Source organism: Serratia sp. 3ACOL1, assembly GCF_003668775.1.
Taxonomy (GTDB): Bacteria; Pseudomonadota; Gammaproteobacteria; order Enterobacterales; family Enterobacteriaceae; genus Chania; species Chania fonticola.
The window spans coordinates 1,712,962-1,730,335 of the sequence record NZ_CP033055.1 but is presented as its reverse complement, the minus strand read 5'-3'; the positions used below and the strand labels follow the sequence as shown (position 1 = coordinate 1,730,335).

Genomic DNA, 17,374 nt, shown 5'->3' with positions numbered 1-17,374 from the left:
GGGAAGAAGCCACTAGCAGCTTACAAGCAAGTGGCTATAGTCTTAATTACCGAAGATGGGATTGTTACTCGTATTATTTGAGCTGCCACCATTGGGGAACATGGTTGATGAATTTGTCCCAGGTGCCCAACAAGTACCGTTAGCATCAATATAAGAACCTTTGTCTGAGCCTCTTTGATCGATGACGTTAGTAGATTCGCGCATGCCGTCTAATTTCATGCTGCCGCAGATTAAAGTGATTTCTTCTGTACTGAGGTTTCTCATTACTGTCTCCTTATCAATTTAACATCCATCAATTTTGATTGAATCATATACTTCGCTAAATTTCACCTTTCTTAAGATGTCTCCTTTTAGCATGGTGATATCTTGGTTTAAAATCTTGCTAAGCTCCGCTGAAGACGGAGGTTCCCGACCCAGCTTTTTCAAACCGCAGATTGCGTAGAGCTTACTTTCTGGGGTTGACGTGCTGGATATTGCTAGACGCATAAAGATATCACCGCCATTATCTTGTTGTAATATAGCAAGATATAGCTTTTCAGCTTCGCTGATAGAGCCAATGAACCCATTGTTGCCGAGAGAGAACGTACTTTGCATACTTAGTTCACTCTCTGTGTGGGGTGGCGCTTTGGCGAATGATGTTCCGCTAAAAAATAGCGACAATATAATTAGGATACCGCCTAGTCTTACTTTATCTGCAATCATATAGCGTCCAACACGAATTGTTTGGATTTATTAAGAATTAAAAACCGGAGTTACATTGATATTATGAATGGATAATCCCGGCATGTGGTTAAAGATAAAGCCCAATCCTTTGGCTGTTTTATGCACCTTATCATTGCTTAAAAAGACTGTCAATTATCCTCATGGAAGTGTCAGGTTATTTATTGGGCATTGAGCACTAATTAGTAACTGGATGGAACATCAGTTATCGCTATCTCCCTTCACTCTGAGCCTTCTCCTTTAAAAAGAGAGGGCCCAGAGTGGTGATTAGATATAGGTGCAAATATGAAGCACGTTAGGTCCCTTTTTCTTACGGGGAAGGGGCGTAATCTAGCCCGCAAAGATAGTTATCTAAAACCTGCCGCCGTCACGTCGCCAGGCATCGGCAGTGAGCGCTTCGCCAAAGTGGCTGGCGATCAGCCGCTTGGTGAGGTCGTGCAGCGGTGCGGCCAGCACTTCGGCGGTGCTGCCGCGCTCCACGATTTCCCCTTCATGCATCACCATCACCTGGTCGCTGATATGCTTCATCATCCCCAGATGCTGAGTCACATAAATGTAGGCGATGCCGTGCTTTTCCTGGAGCTCCAGCATCAGGTTGATGATCTGCGAACGCATCGACATATCCAGCGAAGCCAGCGCCTCGTCGGCAACAATCACCTTGGGTTGCAGGATCAACGCCCGTGCCAGCGCGACACGTTGTTTCTGCCCAGAGGCCAGCATATGCGGGTAATAATAAGCGTGGTCTGGCAACATCCCCACCTGGCGAAGGGTCTGGTTGATGCGCACCTCGCGCTCTGCGGCTTCCAGATCGGTATTCAAACGTAGCGGTGCATCAAGCAACTGACCGATGCGCTGACGTGGGTTGAGCGAGGTGCTCGGATCCTGGAAAATCATGCGGATACGCTGGCTACGGTAGCGGTAATCGCCATAGACCAGCGGATGGTCGTCAATCAGTACTTCACCCGAGGAGGGTTCCACCATACCGGAAAGCATTTTCGCCAAGGTTGACTTACCCGAGCCGTTTTCACCGATGATCGCCAGCGTCTGGCCCTCACGCAGGGTAAAACTGACTGACTTGACCGCCTCCACATGCTGGCGGCGGAACAGCCCGGTGCGATAGCGGTAGGTTTTGGTCAGGTTGCGCACTTCCAACAGCGTTTCCATGTTATTGCTCCTCCATGTTCAGCGGGAAGTGGCAGGCGAACAGGTGATTCTTCACCGGGCGCAGGCGTGGGGTTTCAATACATTGCTTTTGCGCATACGGGCAGCGCGGCCCCAGGCGACAGCCGATTGGCAGATGCTCCAATGAGGGGATCGCTCCCGGCAGCGTATTCAGACGGCTCTTATGCGGCAGTGAACGGCCAAAGTCCGGCATAGCGCGGATCAGCGCCTGGGTATAAGGATGATGAGGGGCGGCAAGCAGGTCTTCACATTGCGCACTCTCCACCGTCTGGCCGCAGTACAGCACGTTAACCCGGTCGGCCCACTTGCTCATCATCTGCAAATCGTGGCTGATCAGCAGGATGGTGGTGTTATTGTTTTGGTTCAGACGCGCCAGCAGACGGAAGATCTGCGCCTGCGTGGTGGGTTCCATGGCGTTGGTTGGCTCATCGGCGATCAGCAATCTTGGCTGATTGGCCAACGCAATGGCGATCATCACTTTCTGGCATTCCCCTTCGGTGAGTTCGTAAGGGAAGCTGCCCATGATATCGAGATGGTCCTTGATACCGACGCGGTGCAACAGCTCAATCGCCCGCCGTTTGCGCCAGTTAAAGCGCTGCCACCAACGGCCCTTGTAAGTCCAGCCGGGAATGGCCTGAGCCAACTGGCGGCCAATGCTTTCGGAAGGATCAAGGCAGGACTGCGGCTCCTGGAAGATCATCGAAACGTTGTGGCCCACCAGTTTGCGCCGTTCACGCGGGCTGAGCTGCAACAGGTCGATATCGTCAAAGCGGAAGCGGTCGGCGGTGACGCGCCAGTTATCTTTGGTCACGCCGCATATGGCTTTGGCGATCAGGCTTTTTCCTGAGCCGGATTCGCCTACCAGGCCGCGCACTTCACCTTCTGTCAGCGTCATACTGACGCGATCGACGGCCTTCACCGGCCCTTCGGCGGTCATAAATTCAATCGTCAGATTGCGGATATCGAGTAACGGCATTATTCCACTCCCGCATTGATCGCGCGGCGTATTCCGTCGCCCAACAGGTTAACCAGCAATACGCTGATCAGAATAGCGGCACCGGGCAGCATCACGGTCCAAGGTGCGACATACACCAACTCCAACGAGTCGCCTAACATGGCTCCCCATTCCGGGGAAGGCAACTGCGCCCCCAGATCGAGGAAGCCCAACGCCGCGATGTCGAGAATGGCCATCGACAACGCGCGGGTGAATTCGGTGATCAGTACGGCGGCAATGTTCGGCACCACGGCGTACCACAGGATCTGCATCGTCGAAGCTCCATCCAGACGGGCTGCGACCACATACTCTTTTTCCAGCTCATCGTGCACTGCGCTGTAGATGGTACGCACCATCCGTGGCAACAGTGCCAGCCAAACGGCCAGCATGGCGTGTTCCAGTTTCGGCCCAAGGAAGGCCACCACGATAATCGCCAGCAGCAGTGACGGGATGGAGAGCAGGGTATCGAGAATATGGTTGAGCATCGCAGACAGCAGACCATGGGTGACCCCGGCAAATACCCCCAGGATCACGCCACATAGGGCGGCGGCGATGGTCACAATCAGTGCCGAACCATAGGTGGCGGCGGTGCCGGTCAGCAAACGGCTAAGGATATCGCGGCCCAGATCGTCGGTGCCCAGGAAGAACGACACGTTGCCGTAGCGTGACCAGGACGGTGGTAGCAACTGATATCCCAGGAATTGCTGATCGAGGGCGTAAGGTGCCAGCAGGCTGCCGAACAGGGAAAGCAGCAGCAGGCCGATCACCCCATAAAAACCAATCATCGCCAAAGTGTCGCCATAGAAAATCCGCCAGGTATAGAGCAGCGGGCTAGGCATTTTCTTTTCGCGGTATACGTTATCGAAGGGCATACCATTCCTTATGTTTCAGCGGGTTGGTCGCCGCGCCCAGAATGTCGGCCAGCACGTTAATAGTGATCACCAGCGTGCCGATCACCATCACGCCTGCGGAGATGGCCGCGTAGTCCTGTTGGCGGATGGCATTGATCAGCCAGCGCCCCAACCCTGGCCAACTGAACACCACCTCGGTGATCATGGCCAGCGTGAGCATGGTTGAAAATTGCAGACCGAGTTTTGGAATGATCGGCGGTAACGCGTTGTGCAACACGTGACGGCGGATAATGGTGAAGCGTGACAGGCCGCGTGTAGCGGCAGCCTTGATGTAGTTCTGGCTGAGGACATCGTCGGTGCTGATGCGCATCAAGCGGATCACCTCGGTGATTGGGGCCACCGCCAGAGCGGTAATCGGCAGCACCATATGGCGCAGCGCACTGGCAATCATCTCATTGCGATAAGGCGAATCAGACAGCCAGGCGTCAACCAGCGCCAGACCGGTGACCTGCTTGACCTGATACAGCAGATCGAAACGGCCTGACACCGGCAACCAGCCAAGATGCAGTGAAAAATAGAGCATCAGCAGCAGCGCCAGCCAGAACACCGGAATGGAAAAGCCCAGCAGGGCAAAGGTACTGATGGCGGTATCCTGCCACTTGCCGCGCATCACACCGGCAATAATGCCCAGCGGAATGCCGATAAACAGGGCCAGCGTGAAGGCTAAAATGCACAGTTCCATGGTGGCCGGGAACACTTCGCGCAGCTGTTCGCTGATCGCCTGGCCGTTGATGCTGGAAACGCCAAAGTCCCAGTGCAGCAGGCTGACGAAATAGAACTGGTAGGCATCCAGCAAGGCGGCACCGTTTAACGGCGCGCGCGGGGTAAAGTAGCTCAGGCTGAAGCTGACCAGCGTCAGGAAGAACAGCGTGATCAGCAGCAACAGAATGCGGCGTAAGGTAAAGATAATCACTTTTTCGCGGCCTCCGCCGGTTCACGGTACACCCCGGCAAATGATGAGTTGCCGAACGGGCTCAACACCAGTCCTTTAATATCATAACGGTAGGCCTGCAAACGCAAAGAGGAGGCCAGCGGCAATACCGGCAACTGCTGTTCGAGGATCTTCTGCGCCTGCTGATAATGCTCGATACGCTGTGATAACTGCTGTGACAACAAGGCATCCTGCAACTGTTCATCAAAAGCGGGATCACACCAGTGAGCATAGTTGGTTTGCGAACGGATTGCCGCACAGCTCAGCAGCGGGCGGAAGAAGCTATCCGGATCGTTACTGTCGGTTGACCAACCGGTGAGCGTCAGATCGTGGTTCATCTCCATCAGCCGGGCTTCCTGGAAGCGGCCCTCTACCGGCACGATGGTGACATTAATGCCGACCTGAGCCAAATCTGCCTGTAACAGCTCCGCCGTTTTCAACGGGCTAGGGTTATAGGATTGTGATGCGGTAGGCACCCACAGTTTCAGATCCAGTGGTCCCACACCAGCTTCGCGTAGCATCTCTCTCGCCTTGGCCGGATCGTATTCGGTAACGTGGGCATCATTATCATAGGCCCAGGAGGCGCGCGGTAGGATCGAGGCGGCGGTCTCTGCGGTGCCGTAATAGATCGACTGCATCAGGCGTTGGTTGTTAATAGCTAACGCAATGGCCTGGCGCACCTTCAGGTTATCCAGCGGCGGCTTGCGGGTGTTGAAGGCCAGATAGGCGATATTCATCCCAGGGCGCAGCGTCAGGCGTAAACGCGGATCGTCACGCAGGATCGAAAGCTGGCTGGCAGCGGGGTAGGCCAATACGTCGCACTCGCCGGTCAGCAATTTGGACAAGCGGCCCGTACCCCCGGCCCCCATGTCGATCACCACCTGCGGCATGCGTGGTTTCCCTTTCCAGTAAACGTCATTGCGTGCCAGACGGATATATTGTCCGGAACGGTATTCGTTCAACAAGAATGGGCCGGTGCCGACCGGTTCACGATCGATCATTTCCTGGGTGCCATCCAGCGTCAGATTGTCGGCATATTCTGCCGATAGCACCGGCGCATAATGGGTTGCCAGATGCCATAGGAAGGACGCATCCGGTGCCTGCAAGCGGAACTCGACGGTGTATTGGTCCAGCTTTTTCACGCTTTGCACAGAGTCGGCAAACTGCAAACTATCGAAGTACGGATATTCACCGCCGTTGACATTGTGGAACGGATGCTTCTGGTCAAACACCCGCTGAAAGCTGAACACCACATCGTCGGCGTTCATTTTGCGGGTGGGTTGGAACCAGGCGGTGGTCTGGAAAGGCACATCCCGGCGCAGGTGGAAACGGTAGGTAGCGCCGTTGTCCAGCACTTCCCAGCTTTCCGCCAGTTCCGGGATCAGGCGGTAAGTGTAGGGGTCGACATCCAGTAGCCGATCGTAAAGCTGGGCGGCGAGGGTATCGACCGTCAGACCGCTGCTGGCCATCTGCGGATTGAAGGTGTTCAGTATGCCGCTGACGCAATAGACAAAGCCGCTCTGGCGGATGTCTGCTGGCGGTGGTGCTGCGCTGGGCACAGCCGGTGTCGCGGCCAGGGCAGACGTTGCCAGGCAGCCGAGCGACATTATCCAAAGAGGTAAACCACGCATAGACGCTTCATGGGTTATTAAGCAATAACGTTAGTGTATCGCACTCTGACCAACAGCCCAATTCCTTGAGCAAAATGACTGAAATTTCGGCGGTTTGGTTAAGCTTGCCGCTGTTTTTTGGCGTGTCGGCCTCAGCCCGAAATCCGTGCCGGTGGATAATTACCCAAGCTTAGTGTGGTAATGAGAAAAATTCTCAACAAAGTGCTTTACAGATGATACTGAGAACCATTATCATCATTTGGCAGTTCACGGAAGGCCACACCTTGTGGCCCTTTGTGGAAGGCACGACATTGCTCACATTGCTTCCAGTGTTTACTTAGCCAGCTCGGGTGCTGGCTTTTTTTTTGCCTCTATTTCAGGTGAACGGCAAAACCGGAGCGGCCAGGGGCAATGTCTTCTCGCAGCGTTAACTGTGGGATCGCATAATCGCCAAAGTTTTGCTGACGGAATGGCAAAGGCTCGGTACTGGCCAGCGTATCCAGTCGTTCCCCCAGCGCCGCACAAAGCTCTGGGAATTTCGCCTCGTCGAAGCGATCGGTGCGGTACGCCACAAACGGTGGCAGTACGTCAAAGCCGGGGTAATACAGAATGCCATGGTGGATAGGGAAGAGAATATCCGCTATCGGGCCGTTGATACCGCGCGGGCTGTAATGAGACTCCCAACCGCCAGCGGTAACCAGCAACATAGCCCGTTTCCCTGCCAGCGTACCTTCGCCATAACGATCCCCCAATGCGTATCGGAATGCTCGCCAACGCCGTACGCGAAGCCATAGGCATACACGCGTTCTACCCAACCTTTGAGGATGGCTGGCATGGAGAACCACCACAGTGGAAACTGGAGGATCACGGTATCCGCCCAGAGTAACTTCTCTTGTTCCAGCGCAATATCTGCACTTTGCGTTCCTCGTTCCAGAGCGATCCGGGAATCCAGTACCGGGTTGAAGCGGTTGGCTCGATCCCGATCCATACGGTCTTCGCCATCCAAAGAGGCTTTCCATTTCATGGCGTACAGATCGGAAACCTGTACCTGATGCCCAGCGTCCTGCAGATGTTTGACCGCAAAGTTTTTTAGTGAGCCATTAAGCGATTGGGCTTCCGGGTGAGCGTAGACCAGCAAAATATTCATCATTAAGTTCCATTGCTGTAAAGAGAGCAACAGAGTAGGTTAGCGCCAGGTATAGTTAAAATTGATTTAGATGATTACAGGTATTTGCATGAGTAATTTCGGCAGGCTGGATCTCAATCTCCTGGTGACGTTGGATGTGTTACTGATGGAATTGAACGTTACGCGCGCGGCGGAGCGGTTGTCGCTGTCGCAACCTTCGGTAAGCGCTCATCTGGCCAAGCTGAGAGCGTTTTTCGACGATCCGCTGCTGCTGCCGGGCCCTAGAGGTATGCGGCCAACGGCCAGAGCAGAGGCTTTACGTGAACCTTTGCGGCAGGCGCTGGAAGTGCTGGAACACACCGTTTCACCCATCAGCCCGTTTGAGGCGGCCAGTGCGAATATCACCTGGCGCGTTGCCGCATCCGATTATGGCGAATCCACGGTGCTGTTGCCCGCATTGGCACGGCTTCGTCAGGCCGCTCCCAACAGCCGGTTGGCAGTATTGGAACTGGCACCAACTAGGATTGCCCGGCAGGCGGAGATGGGGGAGATCGATCTGGCCTTTCACACTCAGGACTGCGCACCATCAGGGATGCGTCAACGCGTGTTATTCAAGGAGAAGTATGTGTTGGTGGGCCGCATTGGTCACCCCGCGTTGACGGCTCGCCCGACGCTGGCGCAATTTAGCCAACTGGAGCACGTGGTGGTTTCGCCAAACGGCGGGGGATTTAGCGGCATCACAGATCACACGCTGGAGCAGGTTGGGCTTTCGCGGCGGGTAGTCCTTTCCGTCCCGCATTTTCTGTTTGTGAAATCGGTGATCGCTAAGACGGATCTGGTGGCGATGCTACCCGAACGCTTGGTACGCGACAGCCCTGAAGTACAGATTGCCGAGCCACCAGTGGAGATCCCGGGTTATGAGCTGGCAATGCTGTGGGATGAGCGTTCGCATCGCGATCCCGCCCATCAATGGTTACGTGAATTCATCGCCCAGTCGGTTTAACTTCCCTCTGGGTCGCTACCTTGCAGCAACGCATGCTTTTTCAACATGCCGCGTAGCTGATGATAGGTCAGCCCCAGCAAATCGGCAGCTTTGCGCTGATTGAAGCGGCCCTGTTTCAATGCCATCTCCAGCAGGGTTTTCTCCTGCTGATGCTGCCAGCTTTTAAAATCCAGCGGCAACGCAGGTAAATTACTGGCCGGCGCGGTTACCTCATCATCAAGCGGCTCTGAACGCTTGGCAAAGGGGTTAATGATGATCTCATCCAGCTCATCCTGGTCTGAACCATGGCGGTAAACGGAGCGCTCCACCACGTTTTTCAGCTCACGTACGTTACCCGGCCAGGAGTAGCCGAGCAGCGTCGCTCGCGCATGTTCACTGAAGCCGGGGAACAACGGCAGTGACAGCTCGCGGCACATCTGAATGGCGAAATGCTCGGCCAATAGCATGATGTCTTGCTGGCGTTGGCGCAGCGGCGGCAGTTGCACCACGTCGAAGGCCAGGCGGTCCAGCAGATCGGCGCGGAATTTACCGGCGGCCGCTAGCGCGGGCAGATCGTCATTGGTGGCGCACACCAGCCGGACATCCACCCGCAGCGGTTGGCTGCCACCCACGCGCTCCAGATGGCCATATTCAATCACCCGCAGCAGCTTTTCTTGCACCAGCATTGGCGCGGTTGCCAATTCATCCAGAAACAGGGTGCCGCCATCGGCACGTTCAAAGCGGCCAAGGTGGCGTTTTTGTGCGCCGGTAAACGCGCCAGCCTCATGGCCAAACAGCTCCGAGTCCAGCAGGTTCTCATTCAGTGCCGCACAGTTGAGGGAGATAAACGGCCCTTGCCAACGGTTGGAAAGATAGTGCAACCGGTGGGCAATCAGCTCCTTACCGGTGCCGCGCTCACCGATCACCAGCACCGGTTTATTGAGCTTGGCCAACTGTGAAACTTGCTCCAGCACCTCCACAAAGGCGTTGGCCTCGCCCAACAGGTTCTCTAACGGTTCGCTCATGATGAAATTCGCCAATGTTTGGTGAAAACACTCACTCTACAGCAAGCGTGGCGAGAGTCAAAAACAAATAATCTTTGTATTTCAATGAAATAAAAGTTGGCACGCTTCTTGATTAACTCTTGGGGCAAGTTGTATAACTTAACTCGGCGCTTCAGACGCCTTCAGAACCAAGAGGAAGTAAATTATGGGTATCTTTTCTCGTTTTGCCGACATCGTGAACGCCAACATCAATACTCTGCTCGATAAAGCAGAAGACCCGCAAAAGCTGGTGCGTTTGATGATCCAGGAAATGGAAGACACGCTGGTTGAAGTGCGCTCCACCTCAGCGCGTGCCCTGGCGGAGAAAAAACAGCTGCTGCGCCGCATTGAGCAGGGTGAAAACCAGATCAATGACTGGCAGGACAAAGCCGAACTGGCGCTGCGTAAAGATAAAGAAGACCTGGCCCGTGCGGCGTTGATCGAAAAACAGAAAGTGGCCGACCTACTAGCTACGCTGAGCCAGGAAGTGGCTACAGTAGAAGAGACGCTGGCCCGCATGAAGAGTGAAATTGGCGAGCTGGAAAACAAGCTGACCGAAACCCGTGCACGCCAGCAGGCATTAACCCTGCGCCATCAGGCGGCTTCTTCTTCACGGGATGTGCGTCGCCAGCTGGACAGCGGTAAACTGGATGAGGCGATGGCGCGTTTTGAACAGTTTGAGCGCCGTATCGACCATATGGAAGCCGAAGCGGAAAGCGTCAGCATTGGCAAAAAGAAAAGCCTGCATCAGGAGTTTGCCGAACTGCAGGCGGACGATGCCATCAGTGAGCAACTGGCGGCAATGAAAGCCAAGATGAACCGCCCGGAATAATGCTTAAGCGGCCACCCAGCGTGGCCGCCACACTACGGCCAATAAGAAGGAATTGAAATGAGTGCTCTATTACTTGCCATCCCGTTGACAATCTTTGTGTTGTTTGTCGCACCGATTTGGCTTTGGTTGCATTACAGCAATCGGCAACAGAGCGGCGTTCAACTGAGTCATCAGGAGATGCAACGTCTGACGCAGCTGGCGGAGCAGGCCTCACGCATGCGCGATCGTATTCAGGCGTTGGAAGACATTCTTGATGCGGAACACCCGAATTGGAGGCAGTCGTAATGCGTAGAGACCAGGACAGAGGAAAGTTTGGCGATCGTCGCGATCGTTCTTACTACACCGACGACAGCGGTTCATACAAGGGCAACACGTTAGGCAGTAAAAAACTGTACCGTGTACCTGAAGAAGGCATGCTGAAGGGCGTTTGCGCTGGCCTTGCCCACTATTTTGACGTGCCCGTGCGTTTGATCCGGGTGATTGCCGTGCTGTCGCTGTTCTTCGGGCTGTTTTTCATTACGGTGGTCGCCTATATCGCCTTGGTCTTCGTGCTTGAGGAGGCTCCAGCCAGCCGTTATCAGGATGAACATCAGGCCACACCGCGCCAGTTGCTTGATAAGCTGGAATACGAATTGAGCAGCGGGGAGCAGCAGTTGCGCAAGGTTGAGCGCTACGTCACGTCTGACACCTTTGGCGTGCAGAGCCGCTTTCGCCAACTGTAACCTCTCTTAACGATGCACGGGCCTGCGTACGCCGCAGGTCAGGCATTGCACCGACTTTTTCCCCAACATTTGCCGGAGGGCAGCAACCATGAGTAAAACCTATGCGATTAATGCCCCAAAAACCGCTTCACCAAAATGGGGAGTAGGTGCATTGTTGAAGACCTTGTCGAAAGTCATCATCATAGCGCTAATGAGTTATGGCCCGGCGGGGGCAACCGCGTGGTTGCTGAAAACCGTCAGCCGCAAACCGCTGCGTTACATGTTGGCCCTGTTGCTGGAACCGCTGTTTCGCAAAGGGCTGAACAAGGCGTTCGGGCGCTATGCCAAGGAGAACAATGAAACGACTGCAAAATGAGTTAACTTCGCTGGTCAATCGCGGGATGGATCGTCATCTGCGGCTGGCAGTCACCGGCTTGAGCCGCAGCGGTAAGACGGCGTTTATCACCGGATTGGTCAATCAATTACTCCATGTTCACAGCGGCGCGCGTATGCCGCTGTTTTCCCCTGTGCGGGAAGAAAGGCTGTTGGGGGTGAAACGCATTCCTCAACGCGACCTCGGTATCCAACGTTTCACCTACGACGAAGGCCTGGCGCAGCTGTATGGCAATCCGCCAAGCTGGCCAACGCCAACCCGTGGCGTCAGCGAAATCCGCTTGGCGCTGCGCTACCGTTCCAATGATTCACTGCTACGCCATTTTAAAGAAACCTCCACGCTGTATCTGGAGATCGTCGACTATCCGGGCGAATGGCTGCTGGATTTGCCGATGCTGGAACAGGACTACCTGGCCTGGTCACGTCAGATGGCTGGGTTGTTGCAGGGCGACCGCGCGCGCTGGGCTGAGCCTTGGCTAGCATTGTGCAAAGATCTCGATCCGTTGGCCCCGGCGGATGAAAACAAGCTGGCGGCGATCGCCCAGGCTTATACCGACTACCTGCTGCGCTGTAAGGCTGAAGGGCTGCACTTTATCCAACCTGGGCGCTTTGTGCTGCCTGGCGATATGGCCGGAGCGCCTGCGCTGCAGTTCTTCCCGTGGCCGAACGTCGATGCGGCAGGGGAATCGCGCCTGGCTCAGGCGGACAAACATACCAATGCAGGCATGTTGCGCGCCCGTTTTAACTATTACTGCCAGTCGATCGTCAAGGCGTTTTATAAAGAGCACTTTGTGCGTTTCGATCGCCAGATCGTGCTGGTGGACTGCCTGCAACCGCTCAACAGCGGGCCGCAGGCGTTTAATGATATGCGTTTGGCGCTGACCCAGTTAATGCAAAGCTTCCACTACGGCAAGCGCACGCTGTTCCGCCGCCTGTTTTCGCCGACCATCGACAAACTGATGTTTGCGGCAACCAAGGCGGACCATATCACCGCCGATCAGCACGCCAATCTGGTTTCGCTGTTACAGCAACTGGTGCAGGAAGCCTGGCAGAACGCCGCGTTTGAAGGCATCAGCATGGACTGCGTCGGCCTGGCTTCGGTACAGGCGACCGAAAGCGGCATTGTCGATCATCATGGGCAGCCGATACCGGCATTGAAAGGCCACCGTCTGGACGATGGCGCACCGCTGACGGTCTTCCCTGGCGAAGTGCCTGCGCGCCTGCCAGGCCCGGCGTTCTGGCAGCAACAAGGGTTCCATTTTGACCAGTTCCGCCCACGCATGATGAGCGTTGACAGTCCGCTGCCGCATATCCGTCTGGACGCGGTGATGGAGTTTTTATTGGGAGATAAATTACGATGAGCGAGCCGTTAAAACCGCGTATCGATTTTGCCGAGCCGTTGCAGCCGCCACAGGAACCGGTGTTGCGCGCAGGCTTGGAATTTGACGAACAGCAAGCCGAGAAATTCTATCCGGCAGCGCCAGAGATGGAACAGGAAGAAGAGGAAGGGCGCGCGGAAGGTATCGTTAACGCCGCGTTGAAACCCAAGCGCAGCCTGTGGCGTAAAATGGTTAACGCCGGGCTGATGCTGTTTGGCGTCAGCGTGGTGGCTCAAGGTGTCCAGTGGGTACATACCTCCTGGGTGCAACAGGATTGGATCGCGCTGGGTGGCGGGATCGCCGGTGGGCTGATCGTCTTCGCCGGTATTGGTTCGGTGGTGGGGGAATGGCGCAGGCTATACCGCCTACGCCAACGTGCAGAAGAGCGTGACGAAGCTCGGGAACTGCTGCACAGTCACGGCCTGGGGAGAGGGCGCGAGTTTTGTGAAAAGCTGGCGCGTCAGGCCGGGTTGGATCAAGGGCACCCCGCATTACAACGCTGGCAGGCTTCATTACATGAAACCCAGAACGACCGCGAAGTGGTTGCGCTGTATGCCAAGCTGGTGCAGCCGGTGCTGGATAATCAGGCGCGGCGCGAAATCAGCCGCTCGGCGGCAGAGTCGACGCTGATGATCGCCGTCAGTCCGTTGGCCTTGGTGGACATGGCCTTTATCGCCTGGCGCAATATCCGCCTGATTAACCGCATTGCGACCCTATATGGCATCGAACTGGGCTATTTCAGCCGCATCCGTCTGTTCCGCCTGGTGTTGCTGAATATCGCCTTTGCCGGCGCTTCCGAACTGGTGCGGGAAGTGGGCATGGATTGGATGTCGCAGGATATTGCGGCGCGGTTGTCTGCGCGGGCCGCGCAGGGGATAGGGGCGGGTTTGTTGACGGCGCGATTGGGCATCAAGGCGATGGAACTGTGCCGCCCGTTACCTTGGTTAGAAGGTGATAAGCCGAAACTGGGTGATTTCCGTGGTCAATTGATTAACCAGTTGAAAGACACCATGAAAAAAGGTCAAAGCAAAGTCTGACTTCTCCAGGCTGCGTCAATCAGACGCAGCCTTATGGCTGCACCGCCAAAAACCCCCTTCTTTTTGTACACCTCTGCAATACCCATTAATTGTTAATGATAAGTTAATAAAGTGTTTGTTTTGCGGTCTTGGTCACGAAAAATCCCACGGACAGCGGCAAAGAAGACGGTATATTTGACCAACAATTAATCTGAATATCTGACTGCGCCAGCGGAAGATCCGCGATATTAGCTCGCCGCTTTAGCACCAAGACATCAATCCCAAGGACAGGAGGTAATGAACATGCCGCACCGTGAGCCGAACTTAGAGACCTTACAACCCTATGCCGACGAAAGCCAAACCCTCCGTCGACATATTCATCAGTACCCTGAACTGGGATTCGAGGAACGACAAACCGCCGATCTGGTAGCGAGAAAGCTTGAGGAGTGGGGGTATCAGGTGACAAGAGGGCTCGGTATCACCGGCCTGGTTGGGACGTTGAAAAGAGGCAACAGCCCCCGCACGTTAGGTATTCGGGCAGATATGGATGCCTTGCCGATCCTGGAAAATACGCAACTCCCTTACAGCAGCCAGCACGAAGGCATCATGCATGCCTGCGGGCATGACGGCCACACCGCGATGCTGCTTGGCGCGGCACATTATCTGGCCGACCACGCCTGTTTCGATGGCACCTTGCACCTCATTTTTCAACCCGCAGAAGAGGGGTTGGCCGGTGCCCAGAAGATGATCGACGACGGCCTGTTTAAACGCTTCCCCTGTGATGCCGTTTTTGCCATGCACAACATGCCGGGCTTCCCGCAGGGGCAATTTGTTTTTGGCGAGGGGGCGTTTATGGCCTCCAGTGATACGGTCACCATCACCATTCACGGCAAAGGGGGTCATGGTGCGATGCCGAAGGGCACCGTTGATGCCGTGGTCGTCGGGGCCAGTATTGTGATGGCATTGCAGACGATCGTCGCGCGTAATCTGGGCGCGCAAGAGCCGGGTGTGATCACCGTAGGTTCATTCCAGTCCGGTATGGCCAGTAATGTTATCGCCGACTCAGCGGTATTAAAGTTAAGCGTGCGCGCGTTGGATCCGCAAATCAGGGAGTTGTTGGAAGAGCGCATCAAGACGTTAGTGGCGGCCCAGGCGGCCTCATACGGTGCCAGGATCGATATTGATTATGATCACACCTATCCCGTGTTGGTCAACCAACCGGAGATGACCCGCTTTGCCAAGCAGGTGGCGCAAAATTTAATGGGTGATAGCCATCCCCAGCAGGTGATTGATATCCCGGAACCGTTGATGGGCAGCGAAGACTTTGCCTTTATGCTGAACCAGTGCCCGGGCAGTTATTTATTATTAGGTAACGGCCAGGGTGAAAATAGCTGCATGGTACACAACCCCGGCTATGATTTTAATGATGAAATCATACTCAGAGGGATCGCCTATTGGTCTGCGTTGACGCAGGAATTCCTGAAGGAATAAACCTCGGTCTTTAATAAGTTAGTGATACTCCTGAATTTGTCAGGGTCGAAAATGTTCGATCCTGGCATAACATCGATTATCTGTACGGGCGAAGCATGCGGCGCCCCTACAAATGAAATTAAGGACAGGCCATGGATAGCGTCAAGGAAAGAAAGTCCCCGGCTAGGGCCATTGTGGCTACCACGTTAGGCAATGGCTTAGAGTTTTTTGATCTGGTGCTTTACGCATTTTTTGCGACCTATATAGCAAAAGCTTATTTCCCCGCGACAGACCCTTTGGTGAGCATGACGATGACCTTCCTGATCTTTGGGATGGGTTATCTTGCCAGGCCGCTGGGGGCACTGGTCATCGGCCATTATGCCGATAAAAAAGGGCGCAAGCCCGCCATGACGCTGACGTTCCTGCTGATGGGGCTCAGTACCCTGACGATTGGTATCACCCCGTCATATGAAAGCATCGGGACTGCGGCCCCGATCATTATTACCCTGGCCAGGTTGATGCAAGGCTTCTCCGCCGGCGGTGAGTTAGGCGCATCAACGACCCTGCTGGTGGAGTATGCTAAACCCCATAATCGCGGGTTTTACGGGGGATGGCAGGTAGCGAGCCAAGGTGCGGGCAACGTATTTGCCGCCATGACGTTGGTGATCCTGGTAAATTGCATGCCAGAGGCGAGTGTGGAAGCCTGGGGCTGGCGTATCCCGTTCCTGTTTGGCATCGTGATTGTTCCGGTGGGGCTGTATATTCGCTTTAAGCTGGAAGAAACCGCCACTCACACCTTACCAACGGCCACCGAAAGCGTTAGCAAAATACCCTTGCTGGAAGTGATAACTACCTATTATAAAGAAACCTTGGCGGGAATTTTGCTGACGATGGGGGGAACCATCCCACATATGATCATCATGTTTTATATTCCCAACTACGCCATCAGTATATTAAAACTGGATACCAGCTATAGCATGTTAATCGGTGCCATCGCCGGTTTGATTACGCTGATTGGTGGGCCGCTAGCGGGAATGTGGTCAGATAAAGTGGGCAGGGTCCGGTTGATTGCCTGGGCGAGAATAGCAATAGTTGTGCTGATTTATCCGGCCTTTTATTTACTCAGCACCCACCCCAGTATTGAAATGTTGTTTGCGGTTATGATTGTGCTGAGCATTATCAATATTATCGGTGCTTCGCCGTCCATCACCATTTTGCCGGAAATATTCCCAAGGCGGGTAAGAACCACCGGGTTATCGCTGGTTTATAGCGTTGCCGTGGGGATCTTTGGCGGTTTCTCATTATCGGTGGCTTCCTATCTGATCAAGCTAACCGGTAATACCACGGCCCCGGCGTTTTACGTGATTGCCGGTTGTGTTTTATCGCTGTTCGCCTTCCTGTACATCAAGGAAACCAGCCAGGCACCGCTCAATTAATTACCCCTCACTCCAACCCTCTCATATAGTGAGAGGGCTTGCTCTTTTGGGTAATTCTGGTCGCTTCGTCACCCATGAGCTTGCGGCTAAGCACGTCTTCTATCAGAGATTCTTAAGCGTCATTACCACTTATAACCCATGTTCACGCTGTAATCGGGATCCTGATTGGTGGAGTAGGGATCGGACTGGCGCAGGCGATCGGTTTTTTTCACAGGGCGATTAAGCGTCGAATACGATTTGTCGCGTGGGCGGCTGCAGCTGGGATGGTCGCATTCAAGATTGGCACTGAAGCCGGTTTTATCTTCTGATTCTGACCAGACCACTGGCGCCTTGGCGGTTTTTTCCGCGGGCCCAGGTACGGCTTTGGGGGCGGGGGCGGCTTTAATGCTGGGCTCCGGCGCCTTATAGGATAGGTCCAGCGCTTGAGTTGGGGCGCTCAACAACAGCGTGGTGCAGCAAAATGCTGCCAGTGAATGCTTTCTAAGCATGGTCATCTCTCTTTCTTTATAGTTACGCAGCGCAACTATAAAATACTCAGACGAGAATTACTATCATTTGTAACCGGAGAGGGCTCTTTTCTCAGTTTGTAACCACAGATTGACGAAAGAACATCCCCCTGTGACCGCATGATAATCCGCTGCCAAAATA

General features: G+C 54.6%; 18 protein-coding genes and 1 pseudogene. 9 read left to right on the top strand and 10 right to left on the bottom strand.

What is annotated here, in order from left to right:
* Positions 1–42: 42 nt before the first annotated feature.
* The 8 genes and pseudogenes from D9980_RS07945 to D9980_RS07910 form a co-directional block, all read right to left on the bottom strand.
* Positions 43–264, bottom strand: coding sequence for a hypothetical protein (locus tag D9980_RS07945; RefSeq protein ID WP_121606966.1), 222 nt, complete (start codon positions 262–264; stop codon positions 43–45).
* Positions 265–282: 18 nt separating this feature from the next.
* Positions 283–702: an MchS3 family protein gene (gene mchS3 / locus D9980_RS07940; RefSeq protein ID WP_121606965.1), complete on the bottom strand. Its 420-nt coding sequence runs from the start codon at positions 700–702 to the stop codon at positions 283–285.
* A gap of 369 nt (positions 703–1,071) precedes the next feature.
* On the bottom strand, positions 1,072–1,884 hold the full coding sequence (sapF, locus tag D9980_RS07935; RefSeq protein WP_046808282.1) for a putrescine export ABC transporter ATP-binding protein SapF: 813 nt from the start codon (positions 1,882–1,884) through the stop codon (positions 1,072–1,074).
* A 1-nt stretch (position 1,885) separates the two neighbouring features.
* Entirely contained in the window at positions 1,886–2,878 is a 993-nt protein-coding gene (sapD, locus tag D9980_RS07930) for a putrescine export ABC transporter ATP-binding protein SapD (protein ID WP_021806551.1), read from the bottom strand.
* Complete coding sequence (sapC, locus tag D9980_RS07925) at positions 2,878–3,768, bottom strand: putrescine export ABC transporter permease SapC (protein WP_024486758.1); 891 nt, start codon at positions 3,766–3,768, stop codon at positions 2,878–2,880. Before sapC ends, sapD begins: the two co-directional genes overlap by 1 nt.
* Entirely contained in the window at positions 3,755–4,720 is a 966-nt protein-coding gene (gene sapB, locus D9980_RS07920; protein ID WP_121606964.1) for a putrescine export ABC transporter permease SapB, read from the bottom strand. The genes sapC and sapB overlap by 14 nt, the downstream gene beginning before the upstream one ends.
* A complete protein-coding gene (gene sapA, locus D9980_RS07915) occupies positions 4,717–6,369 on the bottom strand; it encodes an ABC transporter substrate-binding protein SapA (RefSeq protein ID WP_039996266.1) in 1,653 nt (550 codons plus the stop codon). Before sapA ends, sapB begins: the two co-directional genes overlap by 4 nt.
* Before the next feature lie 350 nt (positions 6,370–6,719).
* A pseudogene (locus D9980_RS07910) lies at positions 6,720–7,495 on the bottom strand (NAD(P)H-dependent oxidoreductase).
* 88 nt (positions 7,496–7,583) lie between these two features.
* Here D9980_RS07910 and D9980_RS07905 point away from each other — a divergent pair.
* Positions 7,584–8,477 carry a LysR family transcriptional regulator gene (locus D9980_RS07905; protein ID WP_121606963.1) on the top strand — a complete coding sequence of 298 codons (894 nt, stop codon included), beginning with the start codon at positions 7,584–7,586 and terminating at the stop codon, positions 8,475–8,477.
* On the opposite strand, the gene pspF is transcribed toward D9980_RS07905, so the two are convergent.
* Positions 8,474–9,481 (bottom strand): phage shock protein operon transcriptional activator, encoded by a 1,008-nt coding sequence (gene pspF / locus D9980_RS07900; protein WP_121606962.1) that lies wholly within the window; start codon positions 9,479–9,481, stop codon positions 8,474–8,476. The two genes, D9980_RS07905 and pspF, sit on opposite strands and share 4 nt — an antisense overlap.
* Before the next feature lie 184 nt (positions 9,482–9,665).
* Between pspF and pspA the strand changes: the two genes are divergently transcribed.
* The 8 genes from pspA (at position 9,666) to D9980_RS07860 (ending at position 16,726) form a co-directional block, all read left to right on the top strand.
* On the top strand, positions 9,666–10,331 hold the full coding sequence (gene pspA / locus D9980_RS07895) for a phage shock protein PspA (RefSeq protein WP_021182065.1): 666 nt from the start codon (positions 9,666–9,668) through the stop codon (positions 10,329–10,331).
* Between the two features lie 57 nt (positions 10,332–10,388).
* Complete coding sequence (pspB, locus tag D9980_RS07890) at positions 10,389–10,616, top strand: envelope stress response membrane protein PspB (protein ID WP_021182064.1); 228 nt, start codon at positions 10,389–10,391, stop codon at positions 10,614–10,616.
* A gap of 128 nt (positions 10,617–10,744) precedes the next feature.
* On the top strand, positions 10,745–11,053 hold the full coding sequence (pspC, locus tag D9980_RS07885; RefSeq protein ID WP_046808503.1) for an envelope stress response membrane protein PspC: 309 nt from the start codon (positions 10,745–10,747) through the stop codon (positions 11,051–11,053).
* Between the two features lie 88 nt (positions 11,054–11,141).
* Positions 11,142–11,408, top strand: a complete 267-nt coding sequence (gene pspD, locus D9980_RS07880) for a phage shock protein PspD (RefSeq protein WP_202913979.1) — start codon at positions 11,142–11,144, stop codon at positions 11,406–11,408.
* Positions 11,389–12,786 (top strand): YcjX family protein, encoded by a 1,398-nt coding sequence (locus D9980_RS07875; protein ID WP_021806545.1) that lies wholly within the window; start codon positions 11,389–11,391, stop codon positions 12,784–12,786. The genes pspD and D9980_RS07875 overlap by 20 nt, the downstream gene beginning before the upstream one ends.
* Positions 12,783–13,841, top strand: a complete 1,059-nt coding sequence (locus D9980_RS07870; RefSeq protein WP_121606960.1) for a YcjF family protein — start codon at positions 12,783–12,785, stop codon at positions 13,839–13,841. Before D9980_RS07875 ends, D9980_RS07870 begins: the two co-directional genes overlap by 4 nt.
* A 276-nt stretch (positions 13,842–14,117) precedes the next feature.
* The gene (locus D9980_RS07865; protein ID WP_370454300.1) at positions 14,118–15,311 is read left to right on the top strand and encodes a M20 aminoacylase family protein; all 1,194 of its coding nucleotides are present in this window, start codon (positions 14,118–14,120) and stop codon (positions 15,309–15,311) included.
* 131 nt (positions 15,312–15,442) lie between these two features.
* Positions 15,443–16,726, top strand: a complete 1,284-nt coding sequence (locus D9980_RS07860; RefSeq protein ID WP_024486017.1) for an MFS transporter — start codon at positions 15,443–15,445, stop codon at positions 16,724–16,726.
* Between the two features lie 122 nt (positions 16,727–16,848).
* On the opposite strand, the gene D9980_RS07855 is transcribed toward D9980_RS07860, so the two are convergent.
* Complete coding sequence (locus tag D9980_RS07855) at positions 16,849–17,214, bottom strand: hypothetical protein (RefSeq protein WP_024486018.1); 366 nt, start codon at positions 17,212–17,214, stop codon at positions 16,849–16,851.
* Between the last annotated feature and the right edge of the window lie 160 nt (positions 17,215–17,374).